19 protein-coding genes and 2 pseudogenes are annotated in these 25,547 nt (G+C 71.3%); 9 read left to right on the forward strand and 12 right to left on the reverse strand.

Features of this window, described 5'->3' with window-relative positions; translation table 11 throughout:
* Positions 1–79: 79 nt before the first annotated feature.
* Positions 80–3,223, reverse strand: coding sequence for an efflux RND transporter permease subunit (locus IE168_RS08700; protein WP_189497280.1), 3,144 nt, complete (start codon positions 3,221–3,223; stop codon positions 80–82).
* Positions 3,224–3,226: 3 nt separating this feature from the next.
* A complete protein-coding gene (locus tag IE168_RS08705) occupies positions 3,227–4,333 on the reverse strand; it encodes an efflux RND transporter periplasmic adaptor subunit (protein ID WP_189497282.1) in 1,107 nt (368 codons plus the stop codon).
* A gap of 172 nt (positions 4,334–4,505) precedes the next feature.
* Here IE168_RS08705 and cysK point away from each other — a divergent pair, with 172 nt between their 5' ends.
* On the forward strand, positions 4,506–5,462 hold the full coding sequence (gene cysK, locus IE168_RS08710; protein ID WP_189497284.1) for a cysteine synthase A: 957 nt from the start codon (positions 4,506–4,508) through the stop codon (positions 5,460–5,462).
* A gap of 77 nt (positions 5,463–5,539) precedes the next feature.
* On the opposite strand, the gene IE168_RS08715 is transcribed toward cysK, so the two are convergent.
* The 3 genes from IE168_RS08715 to IE168_RS08725 all read right to left on the reverse strand — a co-directional run bounded on the left by IE168_RS08715 (position 5,540) and on the right by IE168_RS08725 (position 9,512).
* Positions 5,540–6,547: a class I fructose-bisphosphate aldolase gene (locus IE168_RS08715; protein ID WP_189497291.1), complete on the reverse strand. Its 1,008-nt coding sequence runs from the start codon at positions 6,545–6,547 to the stop codon at positions 5,540–5,542.
* A 235-nt stretch (positions 6,548–6,782) separates the two neighbouring features.
* Entirely contained in the window at positions 6,783–8,249 is a 1,467-nt protein-coding gene (pyk, locus tag IE168_RS08720; RefSeq protein WP_189497293.1) for a pyruvate kinase, read from the reverse strand.
* 87 nt (positions 8,250–8,336) lie between these two features.
* Complete coding sequence (locus IE168_RS08725; RefSeq protein ID WP_189497295.1) at positions 8,337–9,512, reverse strand: phosphoglycerate kinase; 1,176 nt, start codon at positions 9,510–9,512, stop codon at positions 8,337–8,339.
* Positions 9,513–10,031: 519 nt separating this feature from the next.
* Between IE168_RS08725 and IE168_RS08730 the strand changes: the two genes are divergently transcribed.
* Positions 10,032–10,850, forward strand: coding sequence for a class I SAM-dependent methyltransferase (locus tag IE168_RS08730; protein WP_189497297.1), 819 nt, complete (start codon positions 10,032–10,034; stop codon positions 10,848–10,850).
* A gap of 302 nt (positions 10,851–11,152) precedes the next feature.
* On the opposite strand, the pseudogene IE168_RS08735 reads toward IE168_RS08730, so the two are convergent.
* The 3 genes and pseudogenes from IE168_RS08735 to lptF all read right to left on the reverse strand — a co-directional run bounded on the left by IE168_RS08735 (position 11,153) and on the right by lptF (position 13,975).
* Positions 11,153–11,580: pseudogene (locus IE168_RS08735) on the reverse strand (hypothetical protein).
* 191 nt (positions 11,581–11,771) lie between these two features.
* Positions 11,772–12,881, reverse strand: coding sequence for an LPS export ABC transporter permease LptG (gene lptG / locus IE168_RS08740; RefSeq protein WP_189497300.1), 1,110 nt, complete (start codon positions 12,879–12,881; stop codon positions 11,772–11,774).
* Positions 12,878–13,975 (reverse strand): LPS export ABC transporter permease LptF, encoded by a 1,098-nt coding sequence (gene lptF / locus IE168_RS08745; RefSeq protein WP_189497416.1) that lies wholly within the window; start codon positions 13,973–13,975, stop codon positions 12,878–12,880. Before lptF ends, lptG begins: the two co-directional genes overlap by 4 nt.
* 143 nt (positions 13,976–14,118) lie before the next feature.
* Here lptF and IE168_RS08750 point away from each other — a divergent pair, with 143 nt between their 5' ends.
* The 3 genes from IE168_RS08750 (at position 14,119) to IE168_RS08760 (ending at position 19,084) form a co-directional block, all read left to right on the forward strand.
* Positions 14,119–15,600, forward strand: a complete 1,482-nt coding sequence (locus IE168_RS08750) for a leucyl aminopeptidase (protein ID WP_189497301.1) — start codon at positions 14,119–14,121, stop codon at positions 15,598–15,600.
* 71 nt (positions 15,601–15,671) lie between these two features.
* Entirely contained in the window at positions 15,672–16,115 is a 444-nt protein-coding gene (locus IE168_RS08755) for a DNA polymerase III subunit chi (protein ID WP_189497303.1), read from the forward strand.
* A gap of 107 nt (positions 16,116–16,222) precedes the next feature.
* Positions 16,223–19,084 (forward strand): valine--tRNA ligase, encoded by a 2,862-nt coding sequence (locus IE168_RS08760; RefSeq protein WP_189497304.1) that lies wholly within the window; start codon positions 16,223–16,225, stop codon positions 19,082–19,084.
* A gap of 326 nt (positions 19,085–19,410) precedes the next feature.
* Here the strand turns inward: IE168_RS08760 and rimI are convergent, their stop codons facing one another.
* Genes rimI through pssA form a run of 3 tightly spaced genes read right to left on the reverse strand, consistent with a single transcriptional unit; the run spans position 19,411 to position 20,932 of the window.
* Positions 19,411–19,854 carry a ribosomal protein S18-alanine N-acetyltransferase gene (gene rimI / locus IE168_RS08765; protein ID WP_189497418.1) on the reverse strand — a complete coding sequence of 148 codons (444 nt, stop codon included), beginning with the start codon at positions 19,852–19,854 and terminating at the stop codon, positions 19,411–19,413.
* Between the two features lie 32 nt (positions 19,855–19,886).
* The gene (locus IE168_RS14525; protein WP_229823290.1) at positions 19,887–20,162 is read right to left on the reverse strand and encodes a hypothetical protein; all 276 of its coding nucleotides are present in this window, start codon (positions 20,160–20,162) and stop codon (positions 19,887–19,889) included.
* Entirely contained in the window at positions 20,162–20,932 is a 771-nt protein-coding gene (gene pssA / locus IE168_RS08775) for a CDP-diacylglycerol--serine O-phosphatidyltransferase (RefSeq protein ID WP_189497306.1), read from the reverse strand. Before pssA ends, IE168_RS14525 begins: the two co-directional genes overlap by 1 nt.
* A 132-nt stretch (positions 20,933–21,064) precedes the next feature.
* Here pssA and IE168_RS08780 point away from each other — a divergent pair, with 132 nt between their 5' ends.
* The 4 genes and pseudogenes from IE168_RS08780 to IE168_RS08795 all read left to right on the forward strand — a co-directional run.
* Positions 21,065–21,451 carry a DUF4124 domain-containing protein gene (locus IE168_RS08780; protein WP_189497307.1) on the forward strand — a complete coding sequence of 129 codons (387 nt, stop codon included), beginning with the start codon at positions 21,065–21,067 and terminating at the stop codon, positions 21,449–21,451.
* Positions 21,452–21,471: 20 nt separating this feature from the next.
* Complete coding sequence (locus IE168_RS08785; RefSeq protein ID WP_189497309.1) at positions 21,472–21,750, forward strand: DUF4124 domain-containing protein; 279 nt, start codon at positions 21,472–21,474, stop codon at positions 21,748–21,750.
* Between the two features lie 73 nt (positions 21,751–21,823).
* Positions 21,824–23,548 carry a proline--tRNA ligase gene (locus IE168_RS08790; RefSeq protein WP_189497312.1) on the forward strand — a complete coding sequence of 575 codons (1,725 nt, stop codon included), beginning with the start codon at positions 21,824–21,826 and terminating at the stop codon, positions 23,546–23,548.
* A 124-nt stretch (positions 23,549–23,672) separates the two neighbouring features.
* Positions 23,673–24,038, forward strand: a pseudogene (locus tag IE168_RS08795) (H-NS histone family protein); the annotation flags it as partial.
* Between the two features lie 251 nt (positions 24,039–24,289).
* On the opposite strand, the gene IE168_RS08800 reads toward IE168_RS08795, so the two are convergent.
* A complete protein-coding gene (locus tag IE168_RS08800; RefSeq protein ID WP_189497316.1) occupies positions 24,290–25,534 on the reverse strand; it encodes a threonine/serine exporter family protein in 1,245 nt (414 codons plus the stop codon).
* Positions 25,535–25,547 lie beyond the last annotated feature (13 nt).

Here is a 25,547-nt window from a genome sequence, read left to right on the forward strand (position 1 = left end):
CCTCCCCCGACCGGAACCCGCCCGATTCTCCACGATCCGGACGCCAGCGCGAAAGGGCCGCCGTCCGGCGGCCCATGATTCAGGCGTGTCCGCCCACCGGCGGCACCTCGCGTTCCTGGCGCTCCAGCTCGTGCGCGACCGCCTGCGGCGAGCGCGTGAACGGCGCGAACAGGGTGTAGAACGCGGGCACCACGAACAGCGACAGCAGGGTCGAGAACGCGACGCCGGCGATGATCACCACGCCGATGGTCGCGCGGCTGGCCGAGCCTGGTCCGCCGGCGAGCACCAGCGGCAGCGCGCCCGCCGCGGTCGCGATCGCGGTCATCAGGATCGGACGCAGGCGCACGGTCGAGGATTCGACGATGGCCTGGGCCACGCTGCGCCCTTCGTCGCGCAGCTGGTTGGCGAACTCGACGATCAGGATGCCGTTCTTGGCCGCCAGGCCGATCAGCATCACCACGCCGATCTGGCTGAAGAGGTTGAGCGTGCCCCCGGTCAGCGCCAGGCCGATCAGCGCGCCCAGCACCGCCAGCGGCACCGTCAGCATGATCACGAACGGATGCACGAAGCTCTCGAACTGCGCCGCCATCACCAGGTACACCACCAGAAGCGCCATCGCGAAGGTCAGCAGCACTGCGCCGCCGGCCTTGGTGAACTCGCGGCTCTCGCCCTTCCACGCGACCTGCGCATAGTCGGGCAACTCGGCGCGCACCACCTCGTCGAGGAAGGCCAGCGCCTCGCCCATCGGGTAGCCCGGCGCGAGGCCGGCGCTGATGGTGATCGCGCGCATGCGGTCGAAGCGGTTGAGGCTGCCCGGCTCGGCCAGTTCGCTGAGCGTCACCAGGTTCGACAGCGGCACCAGTTCGCCGCTGCGCGAACGCACCTCGATCGCGGCCAGGTCCGCCGGCTCGGCGCGGCCGTCGCGGCCGGCCTGCACCACCACGTCGTACTCCTCGCCTTCCTGCACGAAAGTGGTGACGCGGCGGCCGCCCATCATCGTCTCCAGCGCGCGGCCGATGTCGGTGACACTGACGCCGAGGTCGGAGGCGCGCACGCGGTCGATGTTCACGCGCATCTGCGGGCGGGTCTCCTTGTAGTCGGAGTCGACCGAGAAGAAGCCGGGGTGCTCTTCCATGCGCTGCATGACGACGTCGCGCCACTGCGCGATCTCGGCGTACTCGGGCCCGCCCAGCACCATCTGGATCGGCTGGCCGCGGCTGCCGACCAGGCCGCCGCCCACGCGCGGCTGCGCCTGCACGCCGCTGAGCGTGCCCAGTTCGGCGCGCAGCGAGTCGGCCACCTCGGCCGTGCTCTGTTCGCGCTTGTCCCAGTCTTCGAGGAAGACGATGACGTTGCCCGAGTGCATTTCCTCGCTCGCGCCCCAGCCGCCGGGCGCGCGGGTGTTGTAGCGGCGGATCGCGCTGCCCTCTTCGGCCACGCGGCGGGCGAAGACCTTCTCGACCTCGCGCACCTGCTGCACGGTGTAATCGAAGCCGGCGCCCTCGGGCCCGATGATCGACACGAAGAACGAGCCGCGGTCCTCGGCCGGCGCCAGCTCCGACGGCACCAGGCGCATCAGCCCCCACGCGGCCGCGAGGCAGGCGGCCATCACCAGCAGCACGCCGCCGGCCACCCTGGCCGGGCGCGCGCCCGACATCGCCTCGAGTCGGCGGCCATAGGCCGTGGTCACCGATTCCAGGCGCGCATTGAACCAGCGGTTGACCGGGTTCGACTTCTCCTCGCTGTGCGGGCGCACCATCTTCGAGGCCATCATCGGCGTCAGCGTCAGCGCGACGAAGGCCGACAGCGCCACCGCGCCCGCCAGCGCCACCGACAGCTCGCGGAACAGGCGCCCGGTGTTGCCCTCCATGAAGCCCACCGGCAGGAACACCGCCACCAGCACCGTGGTGGTGGCTATCACCGCGAAGGCCACCTGGCGCGTGCCGCGCACCGAGGCCACCAGCCGCGGCTCGCCGAGGTCGACGCGGCGCTGGATGTTCTCCAGCACCACGATCGCATCGTCCACCACCAGGCCGATGGCCAGCACCAGCGCCAGCAGGGTCAGCAGGTTGATCGAGTAGCCGAACACCAGCAGCGGGATGAAGGCCGCCAGCAGGCAGACCGGCACCGTCACCGCCGGGATCAGTGCCGCGCGGAAACTGCCCAGGAACAGCCAGATCACCACCAGCACCAGCGCCACCGCCTCCAGCAACGTCCAGTACACGCGCTCGATCGAGGCCTCGATGAAGACCGTGTCGTCGAAGGCCACGAAGATGTCGGTGCCCTCCGGCAGCGACTTCTGGATCTCGTCGGCGGCCGCGCGCGCGGCACGGGTCACGTCCAGCGCGTTCGCGGTCGAGGTCTTGACGATGCCCAGGCCGATGTTGGGCTGGCCGTTGCTGTGGTAGTACGCGCGGCGCTCGGCCGAGGCCAGCTCGATTTCCGCCACGTCGCCCAAGCGCACCACGTAACCGTCGGCGCCCTTGCGCAGCGGCATGGCGGCGAAGTCGCGCGGCTCGACGTAGCTGCGCTCCACGCGCAGGGTGAAGTCGCGGCTGCCCGACTCCAGGCGGCCCGCCGGCAGCTCGACGTTCTCGGCGCGCAGCACGGATTCGATGTCGTTGGCGGTGATGCCGCGCGCGGCCATCGCCGCGCTGTCGAGCCACACGCGCATCGCGTAGCGCTGGCGGCCGCCGATGCGCACCTGGGCCACGCCGTCCAGGCTCGACAGGCGGTCGACGATGTAGCGGTCGGCGTAGTCCGACAGCTGCAGCGTATCCATCGTCGTCGAGCTCATGTTGAGCCAGATGATGGTGTCCGAGTCGCTGTCGGCCTTCTCGACCTCGGGCGCGTCGGCCTCGTCGGGCAGGCGATCGGCGACGCCGCTGATCGCGTCGCGGACGTCGTTGGCGGCGGCCTCGATGTCGCGGTTCAGGGTGAACTCCAGGGTCACCGACGAGCGCCCGTTGCGGCTGCGCGACTGGATGGTCTCGATGCCCTCGATGCCCGACAGCGCGTCCTCGAGCACCTGGGTGATGCGGGTCTCGACCACCGCGGCCGAGGCGCCCGGATAGTTAACGTCCACCGACACGATCGGCGGGTCGATGGCCGGCAGTTCGCGCAGGGTCAGGCGCGAGAACGCCATCACGCCGATCACCATCAGCAGCAGGCTCATCACCGTCGCGAAGACGGGCCGCTTGATCGAGAGGTCGGACAGCAGCATGGCTCAGCCCCCGCTGGCTTCTTCGGTGGTCTCGCCGGTGTCGCCGTCGGCGCCGCTGCCGGCCTCGACGATGCTGCCGCCCGGGCGCAGCTTGCCGGTGCCGTCGACCACGATGCGGTCGCCTTCCGCCAGGCCCGCGGTGACCTCGGCCTGGCCGGCCACGCGCGAGCCGATCGCCACCGTCACCTGCTCCACGGTGTCGTCGGGACGGACGCGATAGACGAAGGTGTCGCGGCCGACCTGGACCACGGCGATCTCGGGCACCAGCAGCGCCTCGCGCTCGGCGCGCTCGAGCTCGATCTCCAGCAGCATGCCCGGGCGCAGCAGGCGCTCCGGATTGGCGAAATCGGCGCGCACGCTGAACGCGCGGCTGGCCGGATCGACGCGCGAGCCGACGTTGCTGACCACGCCCTCGAAGCCGCGCCCGCGCCAGGCCGTGCTGGTGCCGGTGATGCGCTGGCCCACCGCGACGTTGGCCAGCTGCGCTTCGGGCACCGGGAAATCGACGTACACCGACGACAGGTCGTCGAGGGTGGCGATGACGGTGCCGGGCGTGATCAGCGCGCCCGGGCTGACCTGGCGCACGCCGAGCACGCCGCCGAACGGCGCGCGGATGGTGCGGTCGGCCAGGTTGGCCTGGATCTGGCGCACCTGGGCCAGCGCGCTGTCGCGGGTGGCGCGCTGGGTGTCGAGGGTGGCGCTGGCGATCAGCTGCTGGTTGGCCAGCTCCTGCTGGCGCTTGAGCATGCGGTCGGCCTCGTCCGCGGTCGCGCGCGCGGCGGCGAGCGCCGCCTGCTGCTGCTGCCCGCTGAGCGTGACCAGCGGCGCCCCGGCCGCGACCACGTCCCCGCTCTCGAAGTGCACGCGCTCGACGACCTCGCTGACCTTGGCCGTGACCTCGACCGATTCGCGGGCCTGCACCGTGCCCAGGGCGCGGATGCGGTCGTTGAACGGGCGCACGGCGACGGTCGTGGTCGTCACCACCGCCGCCGCCGGCCCGCCGCCGCCCGGACCGTCCTCCCCGGCCGAGCAGGCGGCGAGGGCCAGGGCGAGCAGGGCGGCGCAGCAGGCCTTGCGGGCGAACCGGGGGGTGGGCACGGCGTGGGGCATCGGGGAGTCGGTGGGGTCGGCAGGTGAAGCCGGTGATTCTATCGACCGCCCGTGTCGGCCTCGTGTGCCATCAGGCCCGGGCGCGGGACGCCGCGTTGCGGTCAACCGCTGGCGCGCCCGTGCGTTACGGCGCACTCTGGAATGCGTCCCTCCCCACACCAGGACGACGTTCATGATCCACGACAGCATCCTCGACACCATCGGCCGGACCCCGGTGGTCCGCCTGAACCGCATCGCGCCGGAAGGCGTGTCCATCTACGCGAAGGTCGAATCCTTCAATCCCGGCGGCTCGGTGAAGGACCGGCTGGCGCTGGCCATCATCCTCGACGCCGAACGGCGCGGCGTGCTCAAGCCGGGTGACACCGTGGTCGAGGCGACCTCGGGCAACACCGGCGTCGCGCTGGCGATGGTCTGCGCCGCGCGCGGCTATCCCTTCGTGGCCACCATGGCCGAGTCCTTCTCGGTCGAGCGCCGCAAGCTGATGCGCGCCTACGGCGCCCGCGTGATCCTGACCCCGGCCGCCGAGCGCGGCACCGGCATGGTGAAGCGCGCAAAGGAGCTGGCCGACGAGCACGGCTGGTTCCTGGCCAGCCAGTTCGCCAACCCGGCCAATCCCGCCTGGCACCGCAACACCACCGCGGCCGAGATCCTGCAGGACTTCGCCGGTCGCAGGCTGGACCACTTCGTCAGCGGCTGGGGCACCGGCGGCACCCTGACCGGCGTGGGCGAGATGCTGAAGCTGGGGCGCCCGGAGGTCGAGGTCGTGGCCGCCGAGCCGGCGGTGGCGGCCCTGCTCCAGGGCGGGGAGTTCACCCCCCACAGGATCCAGGGCTGGACCCCGGACTTCGTGCCCGAAGTGCTCAACCGCGAGGTGGCCAACCGCGTGCTGTCGGTCAGCGACGACGAGGCCATCGCGACCGCGCGCCGGCTGGCGGCGGAGGAAGGCATCTTCACCGGCATCTCCGCCGGCGCCACGGTGGCCGCGGCGCTGCAGGTGGCGAAGGACGCCGCACAGGGCGCGGTGATCCTGGCGATGCTGCCGGATACCGGCGAGCGCTACTTCTCCACCCCGCTGTTCGAGGGCGTGGCCGAAGGCAGCGACGACGACTGGCTGGCCGGGCTGCCCTGAGCCACTCGCGGGGACCGGCCGGAAACAAAAAGGGCGGCCGAGAGGCCGCCCCTTTCCGGGTCCTGCGGGAAACCCGCTCAGCCGCGGGTCCACTGCCCCAGCGCGGCCAGGCCGTTGGCCTTGGCGCGCTCGTACACGGTGGCCTGGGCGGCGGCGTAGTTGCCGGTCAGGTCCTGCGACCACAGCTTCAGCGCCGCCGACTGCATGGCGCGGCCGTAGGAGAACGACAGCGGCCACGGGTTCGGGCCCATGCGGTTCATCGCGTCCAGGTGCGCGGTGGCGTCGTCGTCGGACTGGCCGCCGGACAGGAACACGATGCCCGGCAGGATCGCCGGCACCGCCGACTTCAGGCACATCAGGGTGGCTTCGGCCACTTCGTCGACGCTGGCCTGCTCGTCGCAGTCCTTGCCCGGCAGCACCATCGAGGCCTTCAGGATCGTGCCTTCCAGCGCCACGTTCTGGTTGTACAGGGCGTCGAACAGCGCGCGCAGGGTGACCTCGCTGACCTCGTAGCAGGTCTCGATGTCGTGGTTGCCGTCCATGATCACTTCCGGCTCCACCATCGGCACCAGGCCCTGCTCCTGGCACAGCGCGGCGTAGCGCGCCAGCGCGTGGGCGTTGGCCTCGATGCAGGTGCCGGACGGGATGTCGTCGCCGATGTTGATCACCGCGCGCCACTTGGCGAAGCGGGCGCCGAGCTTGTAGTACTCCTCCAGGCGCGCGCGCAGGCCGTCCAGGCCCTCGGTCACCACCTCGCCCGGGAAGCCGGCCAGGGCATGGGTGCCCTTGTCGACCTTGATGCCCGGGATCATGCCGTTGTCGGCCATGTACTTGGCGAACGGCACGCCATCCTTCGTCTTCTGGCGGATGGTCTCGTCGAACAGGATCGCGCCGCTGATGTACTCGTTGAGCTTCGGCGTGGACAGGAGCAGCTCGCGGTAGGCGCGGCGGTTCTCCTCGGTGTTCTCGATGCCGACGCCGGCAAAGCGCTTGGCGATGGTGCCGGTGGACTCGTCGATCGCGATGATGCCCTTGCCCGGGGCGACCATGGCGAGGGCGGTTTCGGCAAGCTGTTCGATGCTCATTCGTCTGATTCTCGGGCAGGCGGCAGGGCCGCACATTATAGCCGCGCTTGCCGGGCATTGGCCCGCCTGCTCCCCCCCGCCCCACCCCCACACTGTAGGAGCAGCTATAGCTGCGACCCGGCCCGACGCCCTCCACTGTAGGAGCAGCTATAGCTGCGACCCGGCCCTGCCTTGACGCAGGTCGCAGCTATAGCTGCTCCTGCAGTGCATTTGCGGGTCAGGGGGAGGTGCGGGGTCAGAGGGTGCCCAGGCCCTGGGCGGCGCCGTCTTCGCCCACCTGCAGCAGGCGCAGGGTGTTGGTGGCGCCGTGGGTCTCCATGGTCTCGCCACTGGTGAACACCACGCGGTCGCCGGACGACAGCAGGCCGGCGGCCACCAGCAGGCCGAGGGCGTCGCGCGCGGCCTCGCGCGCGCCCTGGCCGCGGCTGTCGTGCGCCATCGGGAACACGTCGCGCATCAGGCTCATTCTGCGCCGGGCGCCTGCGTGGCGGGAAAACGCGTAGATCGGGGCGCTGGAGCGGAAGCGCGACAGAAAGCGCGCGGTGCCGCCGGACTCGGTCATGGCCACGATCGCGGCCACGCCGATGTGCTCGCTGAGGAACATTGCCGCCATCGCGATCGCCTGGTCGGCGCGCTGCAGGCCGCGCTGGGCCTGCTCGAAGTCGGTGTCGTGCTCGAACTGGCGTTCGGCGCCGACGCAGACCCGGCTCATCGCCTGCACCGCGGCCACCGGCCAGGCGCCCGCGGCGGTCTCGGCCGACAGCATCACCGCGTCGGTGCCGTCGATCACCGCGTTGGCCACGTCCAGCACCTCGGCGCGCGTGGGCATAGGGCTTTCCACCATCGACTGCAGCATCTGCGTGGCCGTGATCACCACCCGGTTGCGGGCCAGGGTCTCGCGGATGATCTTCTTCTGGATGCCCGGCAGCTCCGCGTCGCCGATCTCCACGCCCAGGTCGCCGCGGGCGACCATCACCACGTCGCTGGCGTCGATGATCTCGCCCAGGTTGGCGATCGCCTCGGCGCGCTCGATCTTCGACACCAGCGCCGCATCGCTGCCGTGCGAGCGCGCCACGCGCCGCGCTTCCTCCATGTCGGCCGCGTTGCGGCAGAACGAGACCGCGATGAAGTCGACGCCGATGTCCGCGGCCACCCTGATCAGCTCGCGATCGTGGTCGGTGATCGCGCCCAGCGACAGGCCACCGCCCTGCTTGTTGAGTCCCTTGCGGTCGGACAGCACGCCGTCGTTGAGCACCACGGTCCGGATGGTCGCGCCGTCCACCGCCTGCACCCGCAGCTGCACCATGCCGTCGTCGAGCAGCAGCACGTCGCCGGGGGCGACGTCACCGGGCAGGCCGAGGTAGCTCACGCCAACGCCGGTGGCATCGCCCGGCGCGGCGCCGGTGCGCGCGTGCAGGTCGAAGCGCTCGCCGGCACGCAGCTGCACGCGGCCCTCGACGAAGCGTTCGATGCGGATCTTGGGCCCCGGCAGGTCGGCGAGGATGCCGACCTCGACGCCGGCGCGCGCCGCGGCCTCGCGGACCTCGCGCGCGCGGCGGACGTGGTCGTCGGGGACGCCGTGCGACAGGTTCAGGCGTACCGCGTTGACGCCCGCGCGCACCAGCTCGTCGAGCACGCCGGGCGCATCCGTCGCCGGGCCGAGGGTGGCGAGGATGCGGGTACCGCGGCGGTATTCGGACATCGGAGGGCTCGCGCTCGGCTGCTGGGAATGCCCCATGCTAGCCGAGCGCAACGCCGTGCGGCAGGCGCCGCGGCGCGCTTCGCGCACTCAGCCCGCGCGCTGCTCCAGCGCCGCGACCGCCGGCAGCTCCTTGCCTTCGAGGAACTCGAGGAAGGCGCCGCCGCCGGTGGAGATGTAGGACACGCCATCGGCGATGCCGTACTTGTCGACCGCGGCCAGGGTGTCGCCGCCGCCGGCGATCGAAAACGCCTTCGAAGCGGCGATCGCGCGCGCCAGCGCCTCGGTGCCGCGGCCGAAGGCGTCGAACTCGAACACGCCCACGGGCCCGTTCCAGACCACGGTGCCGGCGTCGGCGATCATCGCCGCGTAGCGCTTCGCGGTGTCGGGGCCGATGTCGAGCACCAGGTCGTCGTCGCCGATGGCATCGACCGGCTTGACCGTGGCCGGCGCGTCGGCGGCGAAGGCGGTGGCCACGACCACGTCGGTGGGCACCGGGATGTCGGCGCCGCGGGCGCGGGCCTCGGCCATGATCTTCTTCGCGGTCTCGACCAGGTCGGCCTCGTACAGCGACTTGCCGACGCCGTGGCCGGCGGCGGCGATGAAGGTGTTGGCAATGCCGCCGCCGACGATCAGCTGGTCGACCTTGCCCACCAGCGAGGACAGCAGCTCGAGCTTGGTCGAGACCTTGGAGCCGGCCACGATCGCCAGCATCGGCCGCGCCGGGTCCTGCAGCGCACGGCCCAGCGCGTCCAGCTCGGCCATCAGCAGCGGGCCGCCGGCGGCCTGCGCGGCGTGGCGGATCACGCCGTGGGTCGAAGCCTGGGCGCGGTGCGCGGTGCCGAAGGCATCCATCACGAACACGTCGCACAGCGCCGCATAACGCTTCGAAAGCGCTTCATCGTCGGCCTTCTCGCCGGCGTTCATGCGGCAATTCTCGAGCAGCACCAGCTGGCCGGGGGCGACGTCGACGCCGTCGAGGTAGTCGCGCACCAGCGGCACCTCGCGGCCGAGCAGCTCCGACAGCCGCGCCGCCACCGGCGCCAGCGAATCGGCCTCGCTCCAGGTGCCCTCCGTCGGGCGGCCCAGGTGCGACATCACCATCACCGCGGCGCCGGCGTCGAGCAGCGCGCGCAGGGTCGGCAGCGAGGCCAGGATGCGCTGGTCGGAGGTCACGCGGCCCTCGGCCACCGGCACGTTGAGGTCCTGGCGGACCAGCACGCGCTTGCCGGCAAGGTCGAGGTCGGTCATGCGTAGGATGGACATGGGTTCGGGCCGCCGGGAGTCAGGGGGCGCCATTGTCGGGGTGGGCGGCGCGGGATTCAAACCTGCAAGGAGCGCTGTCCGGGCCGGGCTCGGGTGTGCATAGGCAGGAAACGCGCGGCTGTGTGGAGTGAAGATGTTCGTTTTCGGGGAGAGGCGTGTCACTGCGAGGAGGATACGGACCGGCGCATCAGCCCGTGCCGCATTCGCGGCCCGGTCCTGCCCGGCGCAGCGCGCCGGGCGTTCGCGTGGGCTGCGCGGCAGTGCCGCGCGAGCAGCCCCCGCTCACCCATGGCTGAAGCGCCTACCGCGCACGTCCTTGTGCGCTGTCCATATCCCCCTCGCAGCGCCCCGCTTCGCGAGTCTGGACGTCGCGACTTCGACAGGCGGTGCGATCCGTCGCAGCGCCACTTTACGAAGCCCTGGACAGGGCTTACGGAGTGGTAGCAATCGCACGTGCGGTTATCATCCGTCCGGCTCGCACTGGTAGGCCGCGAGCGCTATCGACCATTGAGGCACGGATTGGACAACGCACTGAAAGACGCCCTGAAGGCGGTTCCGGGGGTGGACGAGGCGGTCGGCCTGGTGCGCTACCTGCAATACCGGCAGGCCCTTCGCAACGCCCTGGCATCGGAGCCGCAGGCGTCCGACCTGCCGCCTCCCCACCTGAGATACCGCGTCCACCGTTCGTTCGACATCGCGGAGTACGTGGCCACCGGACGTGACGTCGCATCCTCGATCAGCAACGCCTTTGCAGCCGCAGGGCCGACGCTTCACGGGAAGGACGTCCTCGACCTCGGTTCTGGACCCGGACGGGTGGCACGCTGGTTGAAGGACCTGCATCCCACGATGCGGCTGACCTGCGTCGACATCGATGACGAGGCCGTGTCCTGGGGACAGGAGCACGCGGCCGACATTGCACGATTCCTCCGCGGCGACCCGCATCCCCCGAGTGCATTTCCGCCGGGCACCTTCGACGCCGTCTACTGCATCTCGCTGTTCACCCATCTCGACGAGCCGATGCAGGATGCCTGGCTCGGCGAAATCCGGCGCCTCCTCAGGCCGGGCGGCCTGCTGCTGGCGACCACGCACGGCGAGTTCGCCACCGGATCATGCAGCGAAGAGGAACTCGAACGGCTCCAGCGCCACGGCATCGTATTCCGGACTACCCGCAAGCGCCGCATCAAGCTGGATGGATTGCCCGGCTTCTACCAGACCACCTTCCATACGCGCAATTACGTCGAGGCGCACTGGTCGAACACGCTAGAAGTGGTGGCGTACCTGCCTGGGGGCATCCAGCGGCACCAGGACACCGTCCTCCTGCGTCGGCCCGCGGACTGATCTCCAGCACCGGTGGCCGATGCCGCGCTCGGTCGGCTCGACCCGAAGCCGATATCGGTCGTGCGGGAGGTGGATGGCGAGGGGAGTGCGGAGAGTGGACCAGGGATGGTCCACGCCCCCGCTTCCAGCCATGGATGGCTGGCGGCGGGGCGGAGCACTCCCCTCGCCAGCCGCCTCCCGCGGCGCGCGCCCGCTCGAAGAGACAGCGTCGCGCCGCGTACGCATTCGCCCGGAAATCGTCCGGACAAAAAAAGGCCCCGCATCAAGCGGGGCCTCGGGTCTCATGCCGCAGGTGCGCGCGCTTATTCGCGATACCCGGAATCATCCTTGTTGTGGATGATCCAGATGAGGTTGCCGCCGCTGTCCCAGCCTTGCCCGCGAACACCAGCCGGCCCTGGCCCTTGTAGGCCATCTCGTAGCGGTGGCGGTCGGAGCCGAAGTAGAACGGGATGAAGGCCTTGCCGGTGACGTAGACGCCCTGGTCGGTGGGCTCGCCGATGATGTCGGTCACCTGCTTCATCGGCATGCCGATCTGCAGCTGGGTGAACTTGCTCCCGGGCGCCGGCTTGCCGGTGATCTCGCCCTCCCAGTCGTTGAGGCCCTTCACCGTCTCGCCGTAACCCGCCTCGACGGCGGCCGAATCGGTCACTTCGCCCTCGGCGTTCATCCAGGCCGGCGTGTCCTTGGCCTGCGCCCCGCGGCGCGCATCGGCATCCCCGGCCACGAACAGGCCGGCGCCGACGAACACCGCCGCGGCGGCGCCCACTCGCATGGTGCTGTGCATTGCAGTTTCTCCCTGTGGTGTCGCCCCAGCCCCCGCGGCGTCGCCGCGGATCTCCCCTGCCGCGGACCCTGGAGCTGCCAGCCCGCGACGTGGCGGATTCTCCAACGCGGCGCACGGACGGCGCAACCGCGGCGCGCTCAGCCGCTGCGGCGGCGGAACAGCAGCCAGGACACGGTGAGCATCAGCAGCGGCGGCAGCGCGTAGGCGATGCGGTAGTCGAAGCCGTACACCGCGGCGAGCTTCGCGACCTGGTTCTGCAGCATCCAGAAGCCCAGCGCGAACACCACGCCGATGAACAGCCGCCTCCCCAGGCCGCCACTGCGCAGCGAGCCGAAGGCGAACGGGATCGCCGCCAGGCACAGCGCCAGCACGTTGACCGGGTAGAACCAGCGCGCCCAGTAGTGCTCCTCGTACTCGCTGGCGTCGAGCGCGTTGCGCTTGCGGTACTCGATGCCCTGGGCCAGTTCGCGCGCGGACATGTAGCGCGGGCGGAACGCGCCGCCGGCGCTCGCGGCCAGCGCCGCCGCATCCAGGCGTGATTCCCAGCGCTCCTCGTCCACCCGCACCTCGGTCACCGCGCGCTCCTCGAAGCTCACCCGGCGCACGTCGCGCAGCAGCCAGCCGCCGCTGCGGTGTTCGGCCAGGCCGACGTTGGCGATCGATTCCAGGCGGCCGTCGGCATCGAACTCGAACATGCGCACGTCGTTGAGCTCGAGCCAGGCCTCGCCGCCCTCGGCGCGCTCCTGGCCGTCGCGGGCGTTGAGGAAGGTGTTGCCCTCGCGCGCCCAGAGGCCCGAGTACTGCGCCACGATCACGTCGTTGGAGCGCGCGGCGGCGCGCATGGCGTCGGCGCTGCGCTGCGCGCCCGGCCCCAGGGTCTCGCCGCTGAGCATCATCAGCGCGGTCAGCAGGGCCAGCGGCGCCGCGACCGAGAGGCTCAGCCGGGGCCGCGACACGCCCAACGCGCGCAGCGCGGTCAGCTCGGAGGTGGCCGCCAGCTGGCCCAGGCCCATCAGCGCGCCGATCACCGCCGCGGTCGGGAACATGGTGTAGGCGCGGCGCGGCAGCGTGTAGGCGACGTATGTCAGGCCGCTGACGAAGCCGTAGTTGCCCTGCCCCATGTTCTTGACCTCGTCGGCCGCCGCCAGCACGGCATCGAGGCCCACCAGCACCGTCCAGACCAGGAGCACGGTGGCGACCACGACGCGCGCGACGTGGAGGTCGTGGATCTTCGGGAAGGGCATCATCGCGCCGCCTCCGCGCCGCGGCGCCGGCGGGGCACGGCCACCTGGCCGTCGCGGAAGTACATCCAGGCCCCGAACGCCAGCAGCGGCAGCACCAGCCACCACAGCCCCAGCGCCGACGGCAGCTTGCCGTCCTCGATCCAGCGGGTGCCCAGGGACATGAAGTTCATCGCCACCACGTAGCCCAGGAAGCCCAGGGCGATGCGGCTGTAGCGCGCCTGGCGCGGCGGGCTGCGCGCCAGCGGCACCGCGAGCAGGGCGAAGGCCAGGGCCAACAGCGGCGGCGCGATGCGCGCATGCAGCTGGGCGCGGGCCTCGACCCTCGGGTCGGACAGCAGGGCCAGGGTGGTCGCGTACTCCGGATTGTCCTCGGCGGCCCGGGTCTGGGCATCGGGCAGGCGCAGCTCGTTGCGCTGGTAGCGCATCATCCGGAAGTCGAGGCCTTCGCCCAGCGGGCCTTCGACGCGGAAGCCCTCGCCGAGGTCCAGGTAGCGCTCGGCGCCGTCCACGGTCAGCAGGCCGGTCCGCGCGGTGGTGACGTCCATGCGGTCCTCGTCGTGGCGATAGACGAACACCCGGCCCAGGGCCGAGCCCTCGCCGGACATCGCGCCCACGTAGACCACGCCGCCACCGCCGGGCAGCTCGACGAAACGGCCCGCCTCCAGGCCGGCCAGCAGCAGGTTGCGGTTGCCCTCGGCCACCATCCGCTGCGAATAGTCGTTCGCCCACGGGCCCAGCCACAGCGAGCAGGCCGCGATGAAGCCCACCACCGGCAGCACCAGCATCATCACCGGGCGCAGCAGCCGCCGGGGCCCGACGCCCGTGGCCACCAGCACCGGCATCTCGGAGTCGCGGTACAGCCGGCCCACCGCCAGCAGCAGGCCCAGCATCAGGCCCAGCGGCAGGATCAGCGGCAGGTAGTTCAGCACCATCAGGCCCAGCTGGGACAGCATCAGGCCGGCCGGGACGCGGCCGCGGGCGATGTCGCCGAGGACGTCGGCGAACACGCCACCCAGGCTCACGATCATCAGGACCACCAGGGCCGCGAAGGTGGACTGGGCGAATTCGCGGAACAGGTAGCGGTCGAGCTTCGGCATCCGGGGGCGGCCTTGCATTAGAATCGGGGGTTCGTCCATACACCGCCAGGGCCGCGCCGGGACACGGGCGCTGCGGCGCAATGCCGCATTCTGGACCGCGGATTGTAAGGAACACTTCACGCCAAACCCCAGTACAGGACCCCATGACCCTCGAATTCGCCCTGAACAACGCCGCCCCCGCCACCGCCGACGTCGACTGCGTGGTGGTCGGCGCCTGGACCGACAAGACCTTCACGCCCGCCGGCCGCGCCCTCGACGAGGCCAGCGCTGGACGCCTGACGGCCCTGGCGGCACGCGGCGATGTCGACGGCGCCCCGGGCAAGGTCGCGATGCTGCACGACGTGCCCGGCGTCACCGCGCCGCGCGTGCTCGTGGTCGGCCTGGGCGAGCCGGGCAAGTTCGCGGTGCCGCAGTACCTGAAGGCCATCGCCGATGCCGTGCGCGCGCTCAAGACCGGGCCGGTGCGCTCGGCGCTGCTGAGCCTGGCCGAGGTCGAGGTGCCCGGCCGCGACGCCGCATGGGCCATCCGCCAGGCCGCGATCGCCGCCGACCACGCCGCCTACCGCTACACCGCCACCCTGGGCGAGAAGAACCGCAAGCGCGGCGAGAAGGGCCTGGAGCGCCTGGAGATCGCCGGCGCCGACGCCACCGCGCTGGCCCAGGGCCAGGCCATCGCCGCCGGCGTCGCCTTCACCCGCGAGCTCGGCCACCTGCCGCCGAACATCTGCAACCCGGCCTACCTGGCGCAGCAGGCGCAGGAATTCGCCGCGAAGTTCGACAAGGCCTCCTGCGAGGTGCTCGAGCGCGAGGACATGGACAAGCTCGGCATGGGCTCGCTGCTGGCCGTCGCCCGCGGCTCGGCCAACGCGCCGAAGCTGATCGTGCTGAAGTGGAACAACGGCGGCGACGCCCAGCCCTACGTGCTGGTCGGCAAGGGCATCACCTTCGACACCGGCGGCGTCAACCTGAAGACCCAGGGCGGCATCGAGGAGATGAAGTACGACATGCTCGGCGCCGGCTCGGTGATGGGCACCTTCGTCGCGGCCGCGGGGCTCGACCTGCCGGTGAACCTGGTGGTGGTGGTGCCGGCGGTGGAAAACGCCATCGACGGCAATTCCTACCGTCCGTCGGACATCGTCACCAGCATGTCCGGCAAGACCATCGAGGTCGGCAACACCGACGCCGAGGGCCGCCTGATCCTGTGCGACGCGCTGACCTATGCGCAGCAGTTCAAGCCGCAGGCCCTGGTCGACGTGGCCACGCTCACCGGCGCCTGCATGGTCGCCCTGGGCAGCTTCGCCACCGGGCTGATGACCAAGCACGACGACCTCGGCCAGGAGCTGCTGGCGGCCGGCGAAGAGGTCTTCGACCGCGCCTGGCGCCTGCCGCTGTGGGACGAGTACCAGACGATGCTGGATTCGACCTTCGCCGACGTCTACAACATCGGCGGCCGCTGGGCCGGCGCGGTGACCGCGGGCTGCTTCCTGTCGCGCTTCACCGAGGGCCAGCGCTGGGCGCACCTCGACATCGCCGGCAGCGCCAGTCACAGCGGCAAGAACGGGCTGGCCACCGGCCGCCCGGTCGGCCTGCTGTCGCAGTGGCTGCTGGACCAGGCCGCACAGTAAACCGCGCGGGGCCGGCCCCGCCTTCGTCCGCGAAGGCCGGCCGGTCCCCGGCGTCGACCCGGGATTCCTGCATGCGCGCCGATTTCTACCTGATCGCCAAACCCCGCTTCCGCGACGAGCCGCTGCTGCTGGTCTGCGAGCTCGCGAAGAAGGCGCTGGCCGCCGGCCAGCCGATGCTGGTGCTGGCGCGCGACATGGCGCAGGCCGAGCAGCTCGACGACCTGATGTGGTCGTTCGACCCGGACGCCTACGTGCCGCACCAGATCGCCGGCGCCGGCTTCGACGACGAGGGCGACGACGGCGGCGAGGACGAAGCCGACGTGCTGATCGCCCCGCCCGAGGCCGACGTTCCGCTGCGCCCGCTGGTGCTGAACCTGCGCGACGCGGCGGTGGAAGGCGCGTTCCAGCGCGTGCTGGAAGTGGTGCCCGCCGACGAGTCCGCGCGCGGGCCGCTGCGCGAACGCTGGACGCAGTACAAGGCCCGCGGCCTGGACCTGAAGAAGTACGACATGTAACCGCCCCCTGGCCGGGGCACGCACAGGGCCTTGCCCGGCGCCCGGCTTCCCGGTCGCGGACATGTCCGCTCCTACAATCGACCTTCGAGCAAACGACCCCACCCGCCATGACGACCGAATTCGCCACCGGCTACGACCCCAGGTCCTTCGAATCCCGCCTCTACGCGCAGTGGGAGTCCAGCGGCGCCTTCGCGCCCGCCGGCGACGGCCCGGCCTACAGCATCCTGCTGCCGCCGCCCAACGTCACCGGCACCCTGCACATGGGCCATGCGTTCCAGCACACGCTGCAGGACGCGCTCATCCGCTACCACCGCATGCGCGGCTTCCGCACGCTGTGGCAGGTGGGCAGCGACCACGCTGGCATCGCCACCGAGATGGTGGTGGCGCGCAACCTCGACCGCGAAGGCCGCGGCGAGACCCGCGACTCGTTGGGGCGCGATGGCTTCATCGAGAAGGTGTGGGAGTGGAAGGGCCAGTCCGGCGACACCATCGAGCGCCAGATGCGGCGCATGGGCGCCTCGGGCGACTGGTCACGCAGCGTGTTCACCATGGATCCCGGCGCCTCGAAGGCGGTGGTCGAGGCCTTCGTGCGCATGCACGAGGAGGGCCTGATCTACCGCGGCCAGCGCCTGGTCAACTGGGACCCGGTGCTGCAGACCGCGATCTCCGACCTGGAAGTGGTGAGCGAGGAAGAGGACGGCCACCTGTGGTCGATCCGCTACCCGCTGGCCGACGGCCGCAGCTACGAACACGTCGAGCGCGACGCCGAGGGCAACGAGACCCTGCGCGAGACGCGCGACTACCTCGTGGTCGCCACCACGCGCCCGGAGACCATGCTCGGCGACACCGCGGCCATGGTGCACCCCGAGGATCCGCGCTACGCCGCGCTGACCGGGGCCTTCGTCGAGCTGCCGCTGACCGGCCGCCGCATCCCGGTGATCACCGACGACTACGTCGACCGCGACTTCGGCACCGGCGTGGTCAAGGTCACGCCCGCGCACGACTTCAACGACTACGCGGTGGGCCAGCGCCACGGCCTGCCGATGATCAACGTGCTGACCGCCGACGCCAGGATCGTGTCCGGCGACGACGCCATTCCGCTGCACTACCGCGGCATGGACCGCTACGAGGCGCGCGAAGCGGTGCTGGCCGACCTCACCGCGCAGGGCCTGCTGCTGGAGGCGAAGCCGCACAAGCTGCAGGTGCCGCGCGGCGACCGCACCGGCCAGGTGATCGAGCCCTGGCTGACCGACCAGTGGTTCGTGCGCATGGACGGACTGGGCGCGCGCGGGCTGGAGCTGGCCGGCGGCAGCGACGCGGCCGACGGCCAGGTGCGCTTCGTCCCCGGAAACTGGATCAACACCTACCGCCACTGGCTGGGCAACATCCAGGACTGGTGCATCAGCCGCCAGCTCTGGTGGGGCCACCGCATCCCGGCCTGGTACGGCGAAGGCGGCGAGATCTTCGTCGGCCGCGACGAGGGCGAGGCGCGCGCGAAGGCCGACGCCGCCGGCTACACCGGCGCGCTGTCGCAGGACTCCGACGTGCTCGAGACCTGGTTCTCGTCGGCGCTGTGGCCCTTCAGCACCCTGGGCTGGCCCGACGCGGAGTCGATGGCCGAGCGCGGCTACGAGGAATTCCTGCCGTCCAGCGTGCTGGTCACCGGCTTCGACATCATCTTCTTCTGGGTCGCGCGGATGATCATGCTGAGCGACCACCTCACCGGCGAGCTGCCCTTCCGCGACGTCTACGTGACGGGACTCGTGCGCGACAAGGACGGCCAGAAGATGTCCAAGTCGAAGGGCAACATCCTCGACCCGCTGGACATCATCGACGGCATCGCCCTCGACGACCTGGTGGCCAAGCGCACCGCCGGCCTGATGCAGCCGAAGATGGCGGAGAAGATCGCCAAGGCCACGCGCAAGGAGTTCCCCGACGGCATCCCCGCCTTCGGCGCCGACGCGCTGCGCTTCACCATGGCCGCGCTGGCCGGCCCCGGCCGCGACATCAAGTTCGACCTCGCCCGCGCCGAGGGCTACAAGAACTTCTGCAACAAGCTGTGGAACGCGACCCGCTTCGTGCTGATGAACACCGAAGGCGCGGCGGCCATGGCCGGCGCGCCCGCCGCGCGCACCGCGCCCGAGCAGTGGATCCTCGCCCGCCTCGCCGCCGTCACCGCGGAGGCCGAGGCGCACTTCGCCAGCTACCGCTTCGACCTGCTGTCGCAGTGCCTGTACGAGTTCGCCTGGAACGAGTTCTGCGACTGGTTCGTGGAGCTGGCCAAGCCCGCGCTCAACGGCGGCGACGCCGAGGCCGCCGCCAGCACCCGCCACACCCTGCTGTTCGTGCTCGAGCGCCTGCTCTGCCTGCTGCACCCGCTCACGCCCTTCGTGACCGAAGAGCTGTGGCAGCAGGTCGCGCCGCGGCTGGGCATCGCCGGCGGCAGCATCATGGCGCGCGCCTACCCGCGCAGCGAAGACTTCGCGGGACAGGACTTCAGCGCGGCCGCCGCCGACATCGAATGGCTGAAGGCGATGATCTCCGCGCTGCGCCGCATCCGCAGCGAACTGGGCGTGTCGCCGGCGAAGGCCGTGCGCCTGCTGGTGTCCGGCGGCAATGCCGACGATGCCGCGCGCATCGAACGCTTCCGCTCGCAGCTGGGCTTCCTGGCCAGGGTCGAAGGCATCGAGGCCATCGCCGGCGACCCGCCGCCGGCCGCGGCGGCGCTGGTCGGCGAGTTGAAGCTGTTCGTGCCGCTGGAAGGCCTGGTCGACCTCGACGCCGAGCGCGCGCGCCTGGACAAGGAGCTCAAGCGCGTGGCCGGCGAGCTCGCCAAGTCGAAGGGCAAGCTCGCCAGCGAAACCTTCGTCGCCAACGCCCCGGCCGCCGTGGTCGAACAGGAGCGCACCCGCCTGGCCGACTGGACCGCCCAGCACGAGGCCCTGGCCGCCCAGCGCGCCCGGCTCTGACCGAAGCGCGGGTCCGTGGAGGGTCCGCGCTGCGGGCGCCACGGTGGAAAAAAGCTCTTGCCACGGATGAACGCGGATCACGCGGATTTACGCGGATAGAGCAATGAACTCCAACGGTTGGGCGGGCTGACCCGAAAGGTGCCGCTCGACCGTGACTGGTCGGCGCGGGCCGTCTCGTCATATGGTCGCGGTATCCACGCGGCCGTCCCGGCCCAGTGCCGCACCCCGCCAGCTCTGCTTTTTATCCCGGCTGCCTTCCACATCCTTGCCTCGAACAGATCCGCGTAAATCCGCGTGATCCGCGTTCATCCGTGGCAAAAAAGCTCTTAATCCCCCAACAGCTCCATCGCCATCACGATCGCATCCTCGCGGCCGTTGTTGTCGGCCGGGTAGTAGCGCGGGCGGCGGCCGATTTCGTTGAAGCCTTCATCCTGGTACAGCGCGATCGCCGCCGGGTTGGACGGCCGCACCTCCAGGAACACGCGGCAGGCGCCGCGGCCGCGGGCGGCCTGCACCATCGCGCGCAGCAGGATGCGGCCGTGGCCGCGGCCCTGGCGGGCCGGGTCGACGCAGACGTTGAGCACGTGGGCCTCGTCGGCCGCCACGCTCAGCACGCCGTGGCCGATGAACGCCCCGCCCTCGAGCAGCACCCAGGCGGGATAGCCGGCGAACAGGCAGTCGCGGAAGATCCCGATCGACCACGGCCAGGGATAGGCACGGCGCTCGACCACCATCACCGCGTCGAGGTCCTCGACGCGCATCGGCCGCATGACCGGACGCACCGCGTCGGCCACCGCCGCGCTCACGCCTGCGCGGCTCCGCGGCGCAGCGCGCGCAGGCGTGGCCACAGCGCGCGCTTGGCCGAGGGGTCGGCACGCAGCGCCGCCAGCGGCGGCAGGCCGCGCAGCAGTTCCGCGGCGTCGGCGGACTCCGGCCCGCGGCCGGCCGCGCGCAGCAGCGCGTGCGCCAGTGGGTCGTCGGGCACGATGTCGGCGGCCCGGGGGGCGCGCGCATAGACGCGGTGGCCCAGGGCCTCCAGCACCTCGCGCTGCCACGGATCCCAGGCCAGGGCGGCCATCACGCACCCGCCGCGCGGCGACCGCGCAGGCGCCACAGCCACAGCGCCGGGCCCGACAGCGCATACACGCCGAGCACCGCGAGCAGCGTCTTCGGCGGGTCGATCCACAGCGCGATCAGCGCCGCCACCACCAGCAGCAGCGCGAAGAACGGCACCCGGTCAGAACCCGGCCCGCTGCCGCTGCCCTTGAAGCTGGTGTAGCGGAACTGGCTGACCATCAGCAGGCCGCTCGCCACGGTGATCGCCAGCGCCACGTAGCGCAGCGCCTCGCCGCTGAGGTCCAGGCTGTGGAAGGTCCACACCGAACTGGCCATGATGCCGGCCGCCGCGGGGCTGGCCAGGCCGATGAACCAGCGCTTGTCGACCTTGCCCACCTGGCTGTTGAAGCGCGCCAGGCGCAGCGCCGCGCAGGCCGCGTACAGGAAGGCCGCCAGCCAGCCGACCTTGCCGAGAGTGGCGCCGTCGAGCTTCATCGACACCAGCGACCAGTGGTACATCACCAGCGCCGGCGCCATGCCGAAGCTGACCAGGTCGGCCAGCGAGTCGTACTGCACGCCGAACTCGCTCTGGGTGTTGGTCAGCCGCGCCACCCGGCCATCGAGGCCGTCGAGGACGGCGGCGACGAAGATCGCGATGCAGGCGGCTTCGGTGCGCCCCTGCGAGGCGGCGATGATCGCGAAGAAGCCCGCGAACAGTCCGCCGGTGGTGAACAGGTTGGGCAGCAGGTAGATGCCGCGGCCGCGCCGTGGCTTGGGGGGCAACTCGTCCATCCGGCAAGTGTACCCGGCGCGGTGGCGCCCGCCCGTCCGTGGGCGCGGTCACGGACGGGCACCGCGACGCTTGCGCCCACCCGCCCCCGGTGCTGCAATCAGCGGCCACCGCCCCCCAGGCAGGAGTCATCCATGCACCGCTTCGTCCTTGGCGCCGTCCTGGCGTTCGCCGCTGTCCCGGCCCTCGGCCAGCAGACCGCCGGCGAGGTCTACAAGTGGACCGATGCCAACGGGGTCACCCACTACTCGCAGACGCCGCCGGCCAGCGGCAAGTTCGAGCACCGCCTGATCACCTCCTCCGGGGCCACGGCGCCGACGACGGTGGAGGCCGCAGCCGAGGCGCCTGCCAACCCGCAGTGCACGGCCGCGCGCGCCAACCTCACCGCGCTCCAGGCCGAAGGCGACGTGATGCAGGACAGCGACGGCGACGGCAAGCCCGACCATGTGCTCGACGCCGAGCAGCGCGCCAACCAGCTCGCGCTGGCCCAGGCCGCGGCCAAGGCCTACTGCACGCCCTGACCCGGCACCCGGGCGTCGCCGTGCAGACCCGCTGGGCCGTCGTTGCCGGACTCGCCGCCGGGGTCGCGGTGGCCTGGTGGTTCGCGCGCGAAGCGCCGGAGGCCGCCGCCGCGAAGCGTGAGCGCGCGGAGCAGGCGGCCGCGACCGGCTTCGAGGATTCCCGCCCCGTGCTGTACCGCTGGACCGACGCCGCCGGCGTGCTCCAGGTGACCCAGGATCCGCCGCCCCGCGGCACGCGGTACGAGAAGGTCGACGTCCAGCCGCGCGACGGCATCGAGGTCGACGGCCGCCGGCAGTAGCCCGGGCGGGCGCCGCGGCCGGCGCGTGCTGCATGGCACAATCAGCGGCCGTGCCAAGACGATGATGCCGCCGATGCGCCTGTCGCAGTTCCACCTCCACACCGAAAAGGAAACCCCCGCCGAGGCCGAGCTGGCCAGCCACCGGCTGATGCTCAGGGCCGGCATGATCCGCAAGCTCGCCGCCGGCATCTACACCTGGTCGCCGCTGGGCCTGCGCGTGCTGCGCAAGGTCGAGGCCGTGGTGCGCGAGGAGATGAATGCCGCCGGCGCGGTCGAGCTGCTGATGCCGTCGATCCAGCCGCGCGAGCTGTGGGAGGAGACCGGGCGCTGGGAGAAGTTCGGCGGCCAGCTGCTGAAGATCCGCGACCGCAAGGACGCCGAGTACGCCTACGGCCCCACGCACGAGGAGGTCATCACCGACTTCGCGCGCCAGGAGCTGTCGAGCTACCGCCAGCTGCCGGTGACCTTCTACCAGGTCCAGGCCAAGTTCCGCGACGAGATCCGCCCACGCTTCGGCGTGATGCGCGCGCGCGAGTTCCTGATGAAGGACGCCTACTCCTTCGACGTCGACGCCGAGGGCATGGCGGCCTCGTACGCGAAGATGCATGCCGCCTACACCCGCATCTTCACCCGCCTGGGGCTGCGCTTCCGCGCGGTGCTGGCCGACACCGGCGCGATCGGCGGCGACGCCTCGCAGGAATTCCACGTGCTGGCCGACTCCGGCGAGGATGCGATCGCCTGGTCGGACACCGGCCGCGACGATGCCGAGGGCTACGCCGCCAACGTCGAGACCGCGCGCTCCGCGGCCCCGGGCCCGCGCCCGGCGCCGGCCGAGGCCATGCGCGAGGTCGACACGCCCACGCAGAAGACCTGCGAGGCGGTGGCGGAGCTGATGGGCATTCCGCTTGCACGCACCGCGAAGTCGGTGGCCGTGGTCGGCCAGGATGCCGAAGGCCGGCCGCAGTTCGTGCTGGTCCTGGTGCGCGGCGACCACGAGGTCAACGAGATCAAGCTGGGCAAGGTGCCGGGCCTGGCCGACTACCGAATGGCCACCGAGGCCGAAATTCTCGAACACCTCGGCAGCGAGCCCGGCTTCCTCGGTCCCGTCGCCCCGGCGAAGCCGGTGCGCGTGGTCGCCGACCTGGAGGTCGCGGCGATGGCCGACTTCGTCGTCGGCGCCAACCGCGTCGGCGCGCACATCGCCGGCGTCAACTGGGGCCGCGACCTGCCCGAGCCCGACACCGTCGCCGACATCCGCAACGTGGTCGAAGGCGACCGCGCCGAGGACGGCGGCACGCTGCGCCTGATGCGCGGAATCGAGGTCGGGCACATCTTCCAGCTCGGCCGCAAGTACGCCGAAGCCATGGGCTGCACCGTGCTCGACGCCGCCGGTAAGGCCGCGGTGCCGATGATGGGCTGCTACGGCATCGGCGTGTCGCGCATCGTGGCCGCCGCGATCGAGCAGAACCATGACGACGCCGGCATCGTCTGGCCGCAGGCGATGGCGCCCTGGACGGTGGCGGTCTGCGTCATCAATCCGAAGAACGACCCGGCGGTGGCCGAGGCCGCGGCCGCGCTGCACGACGAGCTCGCCGCGCGCGGCCTCGACGTGGTGCTCGACGACCGCGGCCTGCGCCCGGGCCCGATGTTCGCGGACATGGAGCTGATCGGCATCCCGCACCGCGTGGTGGTATCGGGGCGCGGCCTCGAAGCCGGCACCTTCGAATATCGCGCCCGCACCGCGGCCGAGGCAGAGCACCTCGACCGGGATTCCCTGCTGCAGCGCCTGGGCGCCTGATCCGGAATACGCGCGGGATTATCAATCCGTGGCGCGGCGCATTTTACGGAGTGCGCCGCGGCCGATTAACATCGCGGCGTCGCCGATAATCGGCGCCATCACACTGCAAACCACCGGAGACCGCATGTCCATCGACCTCAACACCCTGTCGGCCAGGGAGCTCGACTCCCTGATCACCAAGGCGAAGAAGCGCAAGACCGTGCTCAAGAAGCGCAAGCCGATCACCACGGTGCGCGCACGCCTGAAGGCGGCGGCCGCGGCCGAGGGCTACACCATCGCCGAGCTGTTCGGCGGCGCGGCCGCGACGGCGGGCGATGCGCGCGCCACGAAGGCGCCGCGCGCCCCGCGCAAGACCAGCGGCATCAAGGTGCCGCCGAAGTACCGCAACCCGGCCAATCCCGAGCAGACCTGGACCGGCCGCGGCAAGCAGCCGCGCTGGATGGCCGAGGAAGTCTCCAAGGGCAAGAAGCCCGAAGACTTCCTGATCGCCTGATCCATGCCCCCGCTCCGGCGGGGGTTTTTCTTTGATTCTTCTCCCGGATCGCGAAACGGGTTGGACCCGCCGTAGATGCAGGGGGGGATGACCAGAGCCGGCCATGGATGGCCGGCGGCCGGAAGTGGGAGCAGGACAGCGCAGATTCCGGCTGGTCATCCCCCCTGCATCCGCGGCGGGCACCGTACTTCCCATTCCAACCGTTGCGTCTGAATCGCCGCCAGCGCCGCTCGGCCGCCTATCGGACGTCAGAGGTTCCGCCGCGCCGGCAGCAGCAGGTTGCCGAAGATCAGGCCGGCCACGATCGACAGCAGGATGTTGATCACCGCCATCGCCGCGCTCTGGCCCGCGGCCATGTCCTGCTGCTGCACCGAAGTGATCAGCGTGCGCACGCTCGCGCTGCCGGGCACCATCAGGATGATGCCCGGCACGCGCACCACCGCGCCCGGACGCCAGGCCCAGCGCGCGTAGCCGTTGCCGGCCGCCGTCACCACCAGCGCCGCCAGGAAGATGCCGAACTCCGCGCCCCAGGCCAGCCCGGCCTTGCGCGACACCAGGTAGCCCGTGGCCGCGGCCAGCGCCACCAGCGGCCAATCGCGGCCCTTCGCCCGGAACAGCACCGCGAAGGCGATCGACGCCACCGCCAGCGCGCACCATTCGACCCAGTCCGGCTGCGGCCGCCAGGCGCGCACCTGCGGCTCGATGCCCAGCATCTCCATGCCGACCATCGCCACCATCGTGCCCACCGTCAGCATGATCATCGTCGCCACCGCGCCGGCGAAGCGCGCGGTGCCCGACATCAGGTGCTGGCTGGTGAGTTCGTTGACCGCGTTGGTGAGCGCCAGGCCGGGCATCAGCACGATCAGCGCCGAGATGATCACCGTGTTGAGGTTCAGCGGCGCCACCCAGGCCGCCACCATGATCGTGATCGCGGCCGCCACCATCGCGCTGACCGCGTCGCTGGCCTCGCGCAGGCGCGGCCGCGTGCGCGCCGCGACCTGCAGCAGGCCGATGACCAGGCCGACCATCGCCGCTGTGCCGATGTCGAGCCACGGCAGCCGCAGCAGGCCGCCGATGCCGGTGGCGGCCAGGCCGAAGCCCAGCACCTGCATCACGTTCTGGCGGCGGGTCAGCGGCCGGTCCAGTGCGCGCAGCGCGGCATGGCCTTCGGCCAGCCCCATGCGCCCCTCGAGCACGTCCTCGGCGATGCGGTCGACGTCACACAGACGGCCGAGGTCGTTCTCGCCCGGCGGCATGCGGATCACGCGCGTGGCGTCGCCGTCGCCCGGCGGACGCATCGGATCGCTGAAGGACAGCACCATGCCGGTCGGGTTGGTCCAGGGCTCGCATTCCAGCCCCAGGCGCTCGGCCACCGCCTCCAGCGCGCCTTCCAGGCGCGGCGACGTGGTGCCGTAGGCATGCAGGTGCTCGGCCAGCTCGACCATGAAGGCGATGCGGGCGGCGTAGGCTTCCTGGGGAAACGGTCGCGACATGCGCAAAGGATGG

The organism is Luteimonas padinae, from assembly GCF_014652935.1.
Taxonomy (GTDB): domain Bacteria; phylum Pseudomonadota; class Gammaproteobacteria; order Xanthomonadales; family Xanthomonadaceae; genus Luteimonas; species Luteimonas padinae.

What these genes read in the sequence shown, in the direction of transcription:
- IE168_RS08700 (WP_189497280.1), bottom strand. Translation starts at nt 3,223, where the DNA reads ATGCTGCTGTCCGACCTCTCGATCAAGCGGCCCGTCTTCGCGACGGTG.
- IE168_RS08705 (WP_189497282.1), bottom strand. Translation starts at nt 4,333, where the DNA reads ATGCCCCACGCCGTGCCCACCCCCCGGTTCGCCCGCAAGGCCTGCTGC.
- cysK (WP_189497284.1), top strand. Translation starts at nt 4,506, where the DNA reads ATGATCCACGACAGCATCCTCGACACCATCGGCCGGACCCCGGTGGTC.
- IE168_RS08715 (WP_189497291.1), bottom strand. Translation starts at nt 6,547, where the DNA reads ATGAGCATCGAACAGCTTGCCGAAACCGCCCTCGCCATGGTCGCCCCG.
- pyk (WP_189497293.1), bottom strand. Translation starts at nt 8,249, where the DNA reads ATGTCCGAATACCGCCGCGGTACCCGCATCCTCGCCACCCTCGGCCCG.
- IE168_RS08725 (WP_189497295.1), bottom strand. Translation starts at nt 9,512, where the DNA reads ATGTCCATCCTACGCATGACCGACCTCGACCTTGCCGGCAAGCGCGTG.
- lptG (WP_189497300.1), bottom strand. Translation starts at nt 12,881, where the DNA reads ATGATGCCCTTCCCGAAGATCCACGACCTCCACGTCGCGCGCGTCGTG.
- lptF (WP_189497416.1), bottom strand. Translation starts at nt 13,975, where the DNA reads ATGCCGAAGCTCGACCGCTACCTGTTCCGCGAATTCGCCCAGTCCACC.
- IE168_RS08750 (WP_189497301.1), top strand. Translation starts at nt 14,119, where the DNA reads ATGACCCTCGAATTCGCCCTGAACAACGCCGCCCCCGCCACCGCCGAC.
- IE168_RS08755 (WP_189497303.1), top strand. Translation starts at nt 15,672, where the DNA reads ATGCGCGCCGATTTCTACCTGATCGCCAAACCCCGCTTCCGCGACGAG.
- IE168_RS08760 (WP_189497304.1), top strand. Translation starts at nt 16,223, where the DNA reads ATGACGACCGAATTCGCCACCGGCTACGACCCCAGGTCCTTCGAATCC.
- rimI (WP_189497418.1), bottom strand. Translation starts at nt 19,854, where the DNA reads ATGCGGCCGATGCGCGTCGAGGACCTCGACGCGGTGATGGTGGTCGAG.
- IE168_RS14525 (WP_229823290.1), bottom strand. Translation starts at nt 20,162, where the DNA reads ATGGCCGCCCTGGCCTGGGATCCGTGGCAGCGCGAGGTGCTGGAGGCC.
- pssA (WP_189497306.1), bottom strand. Translation starts at nt 20,932, where the DNA reads ATGGACGAGTTGCCCCCCAAGCCACGGCGCGGCCGCGGCATCTACCTG.
- IE168_RS08780 (WP_189497307.1), top strand. Translation starts at nt 21,065, where the DNA reads ATGCACCGCTTCGTCCTTGGCGCCGTCCTGGCGTTCGCCGCTGTCCCG.
- IE168_RS08790 (WP_189497312.1), top strand. Translation starts at nt 21,824, where the DNA reads ATGCGCCTGTCGCAGTTCCACCTCCACACCGAAAAGGAAACCCCCGCC.
- IE168_RS08800 (WP_189497316.1), bottom strand. Translation starts at nt 25,534, where the DNA reads ATGTCGCGACCGTTTCCCCAGGAAGCCTACGCCGCCCGCATCGCCTTC.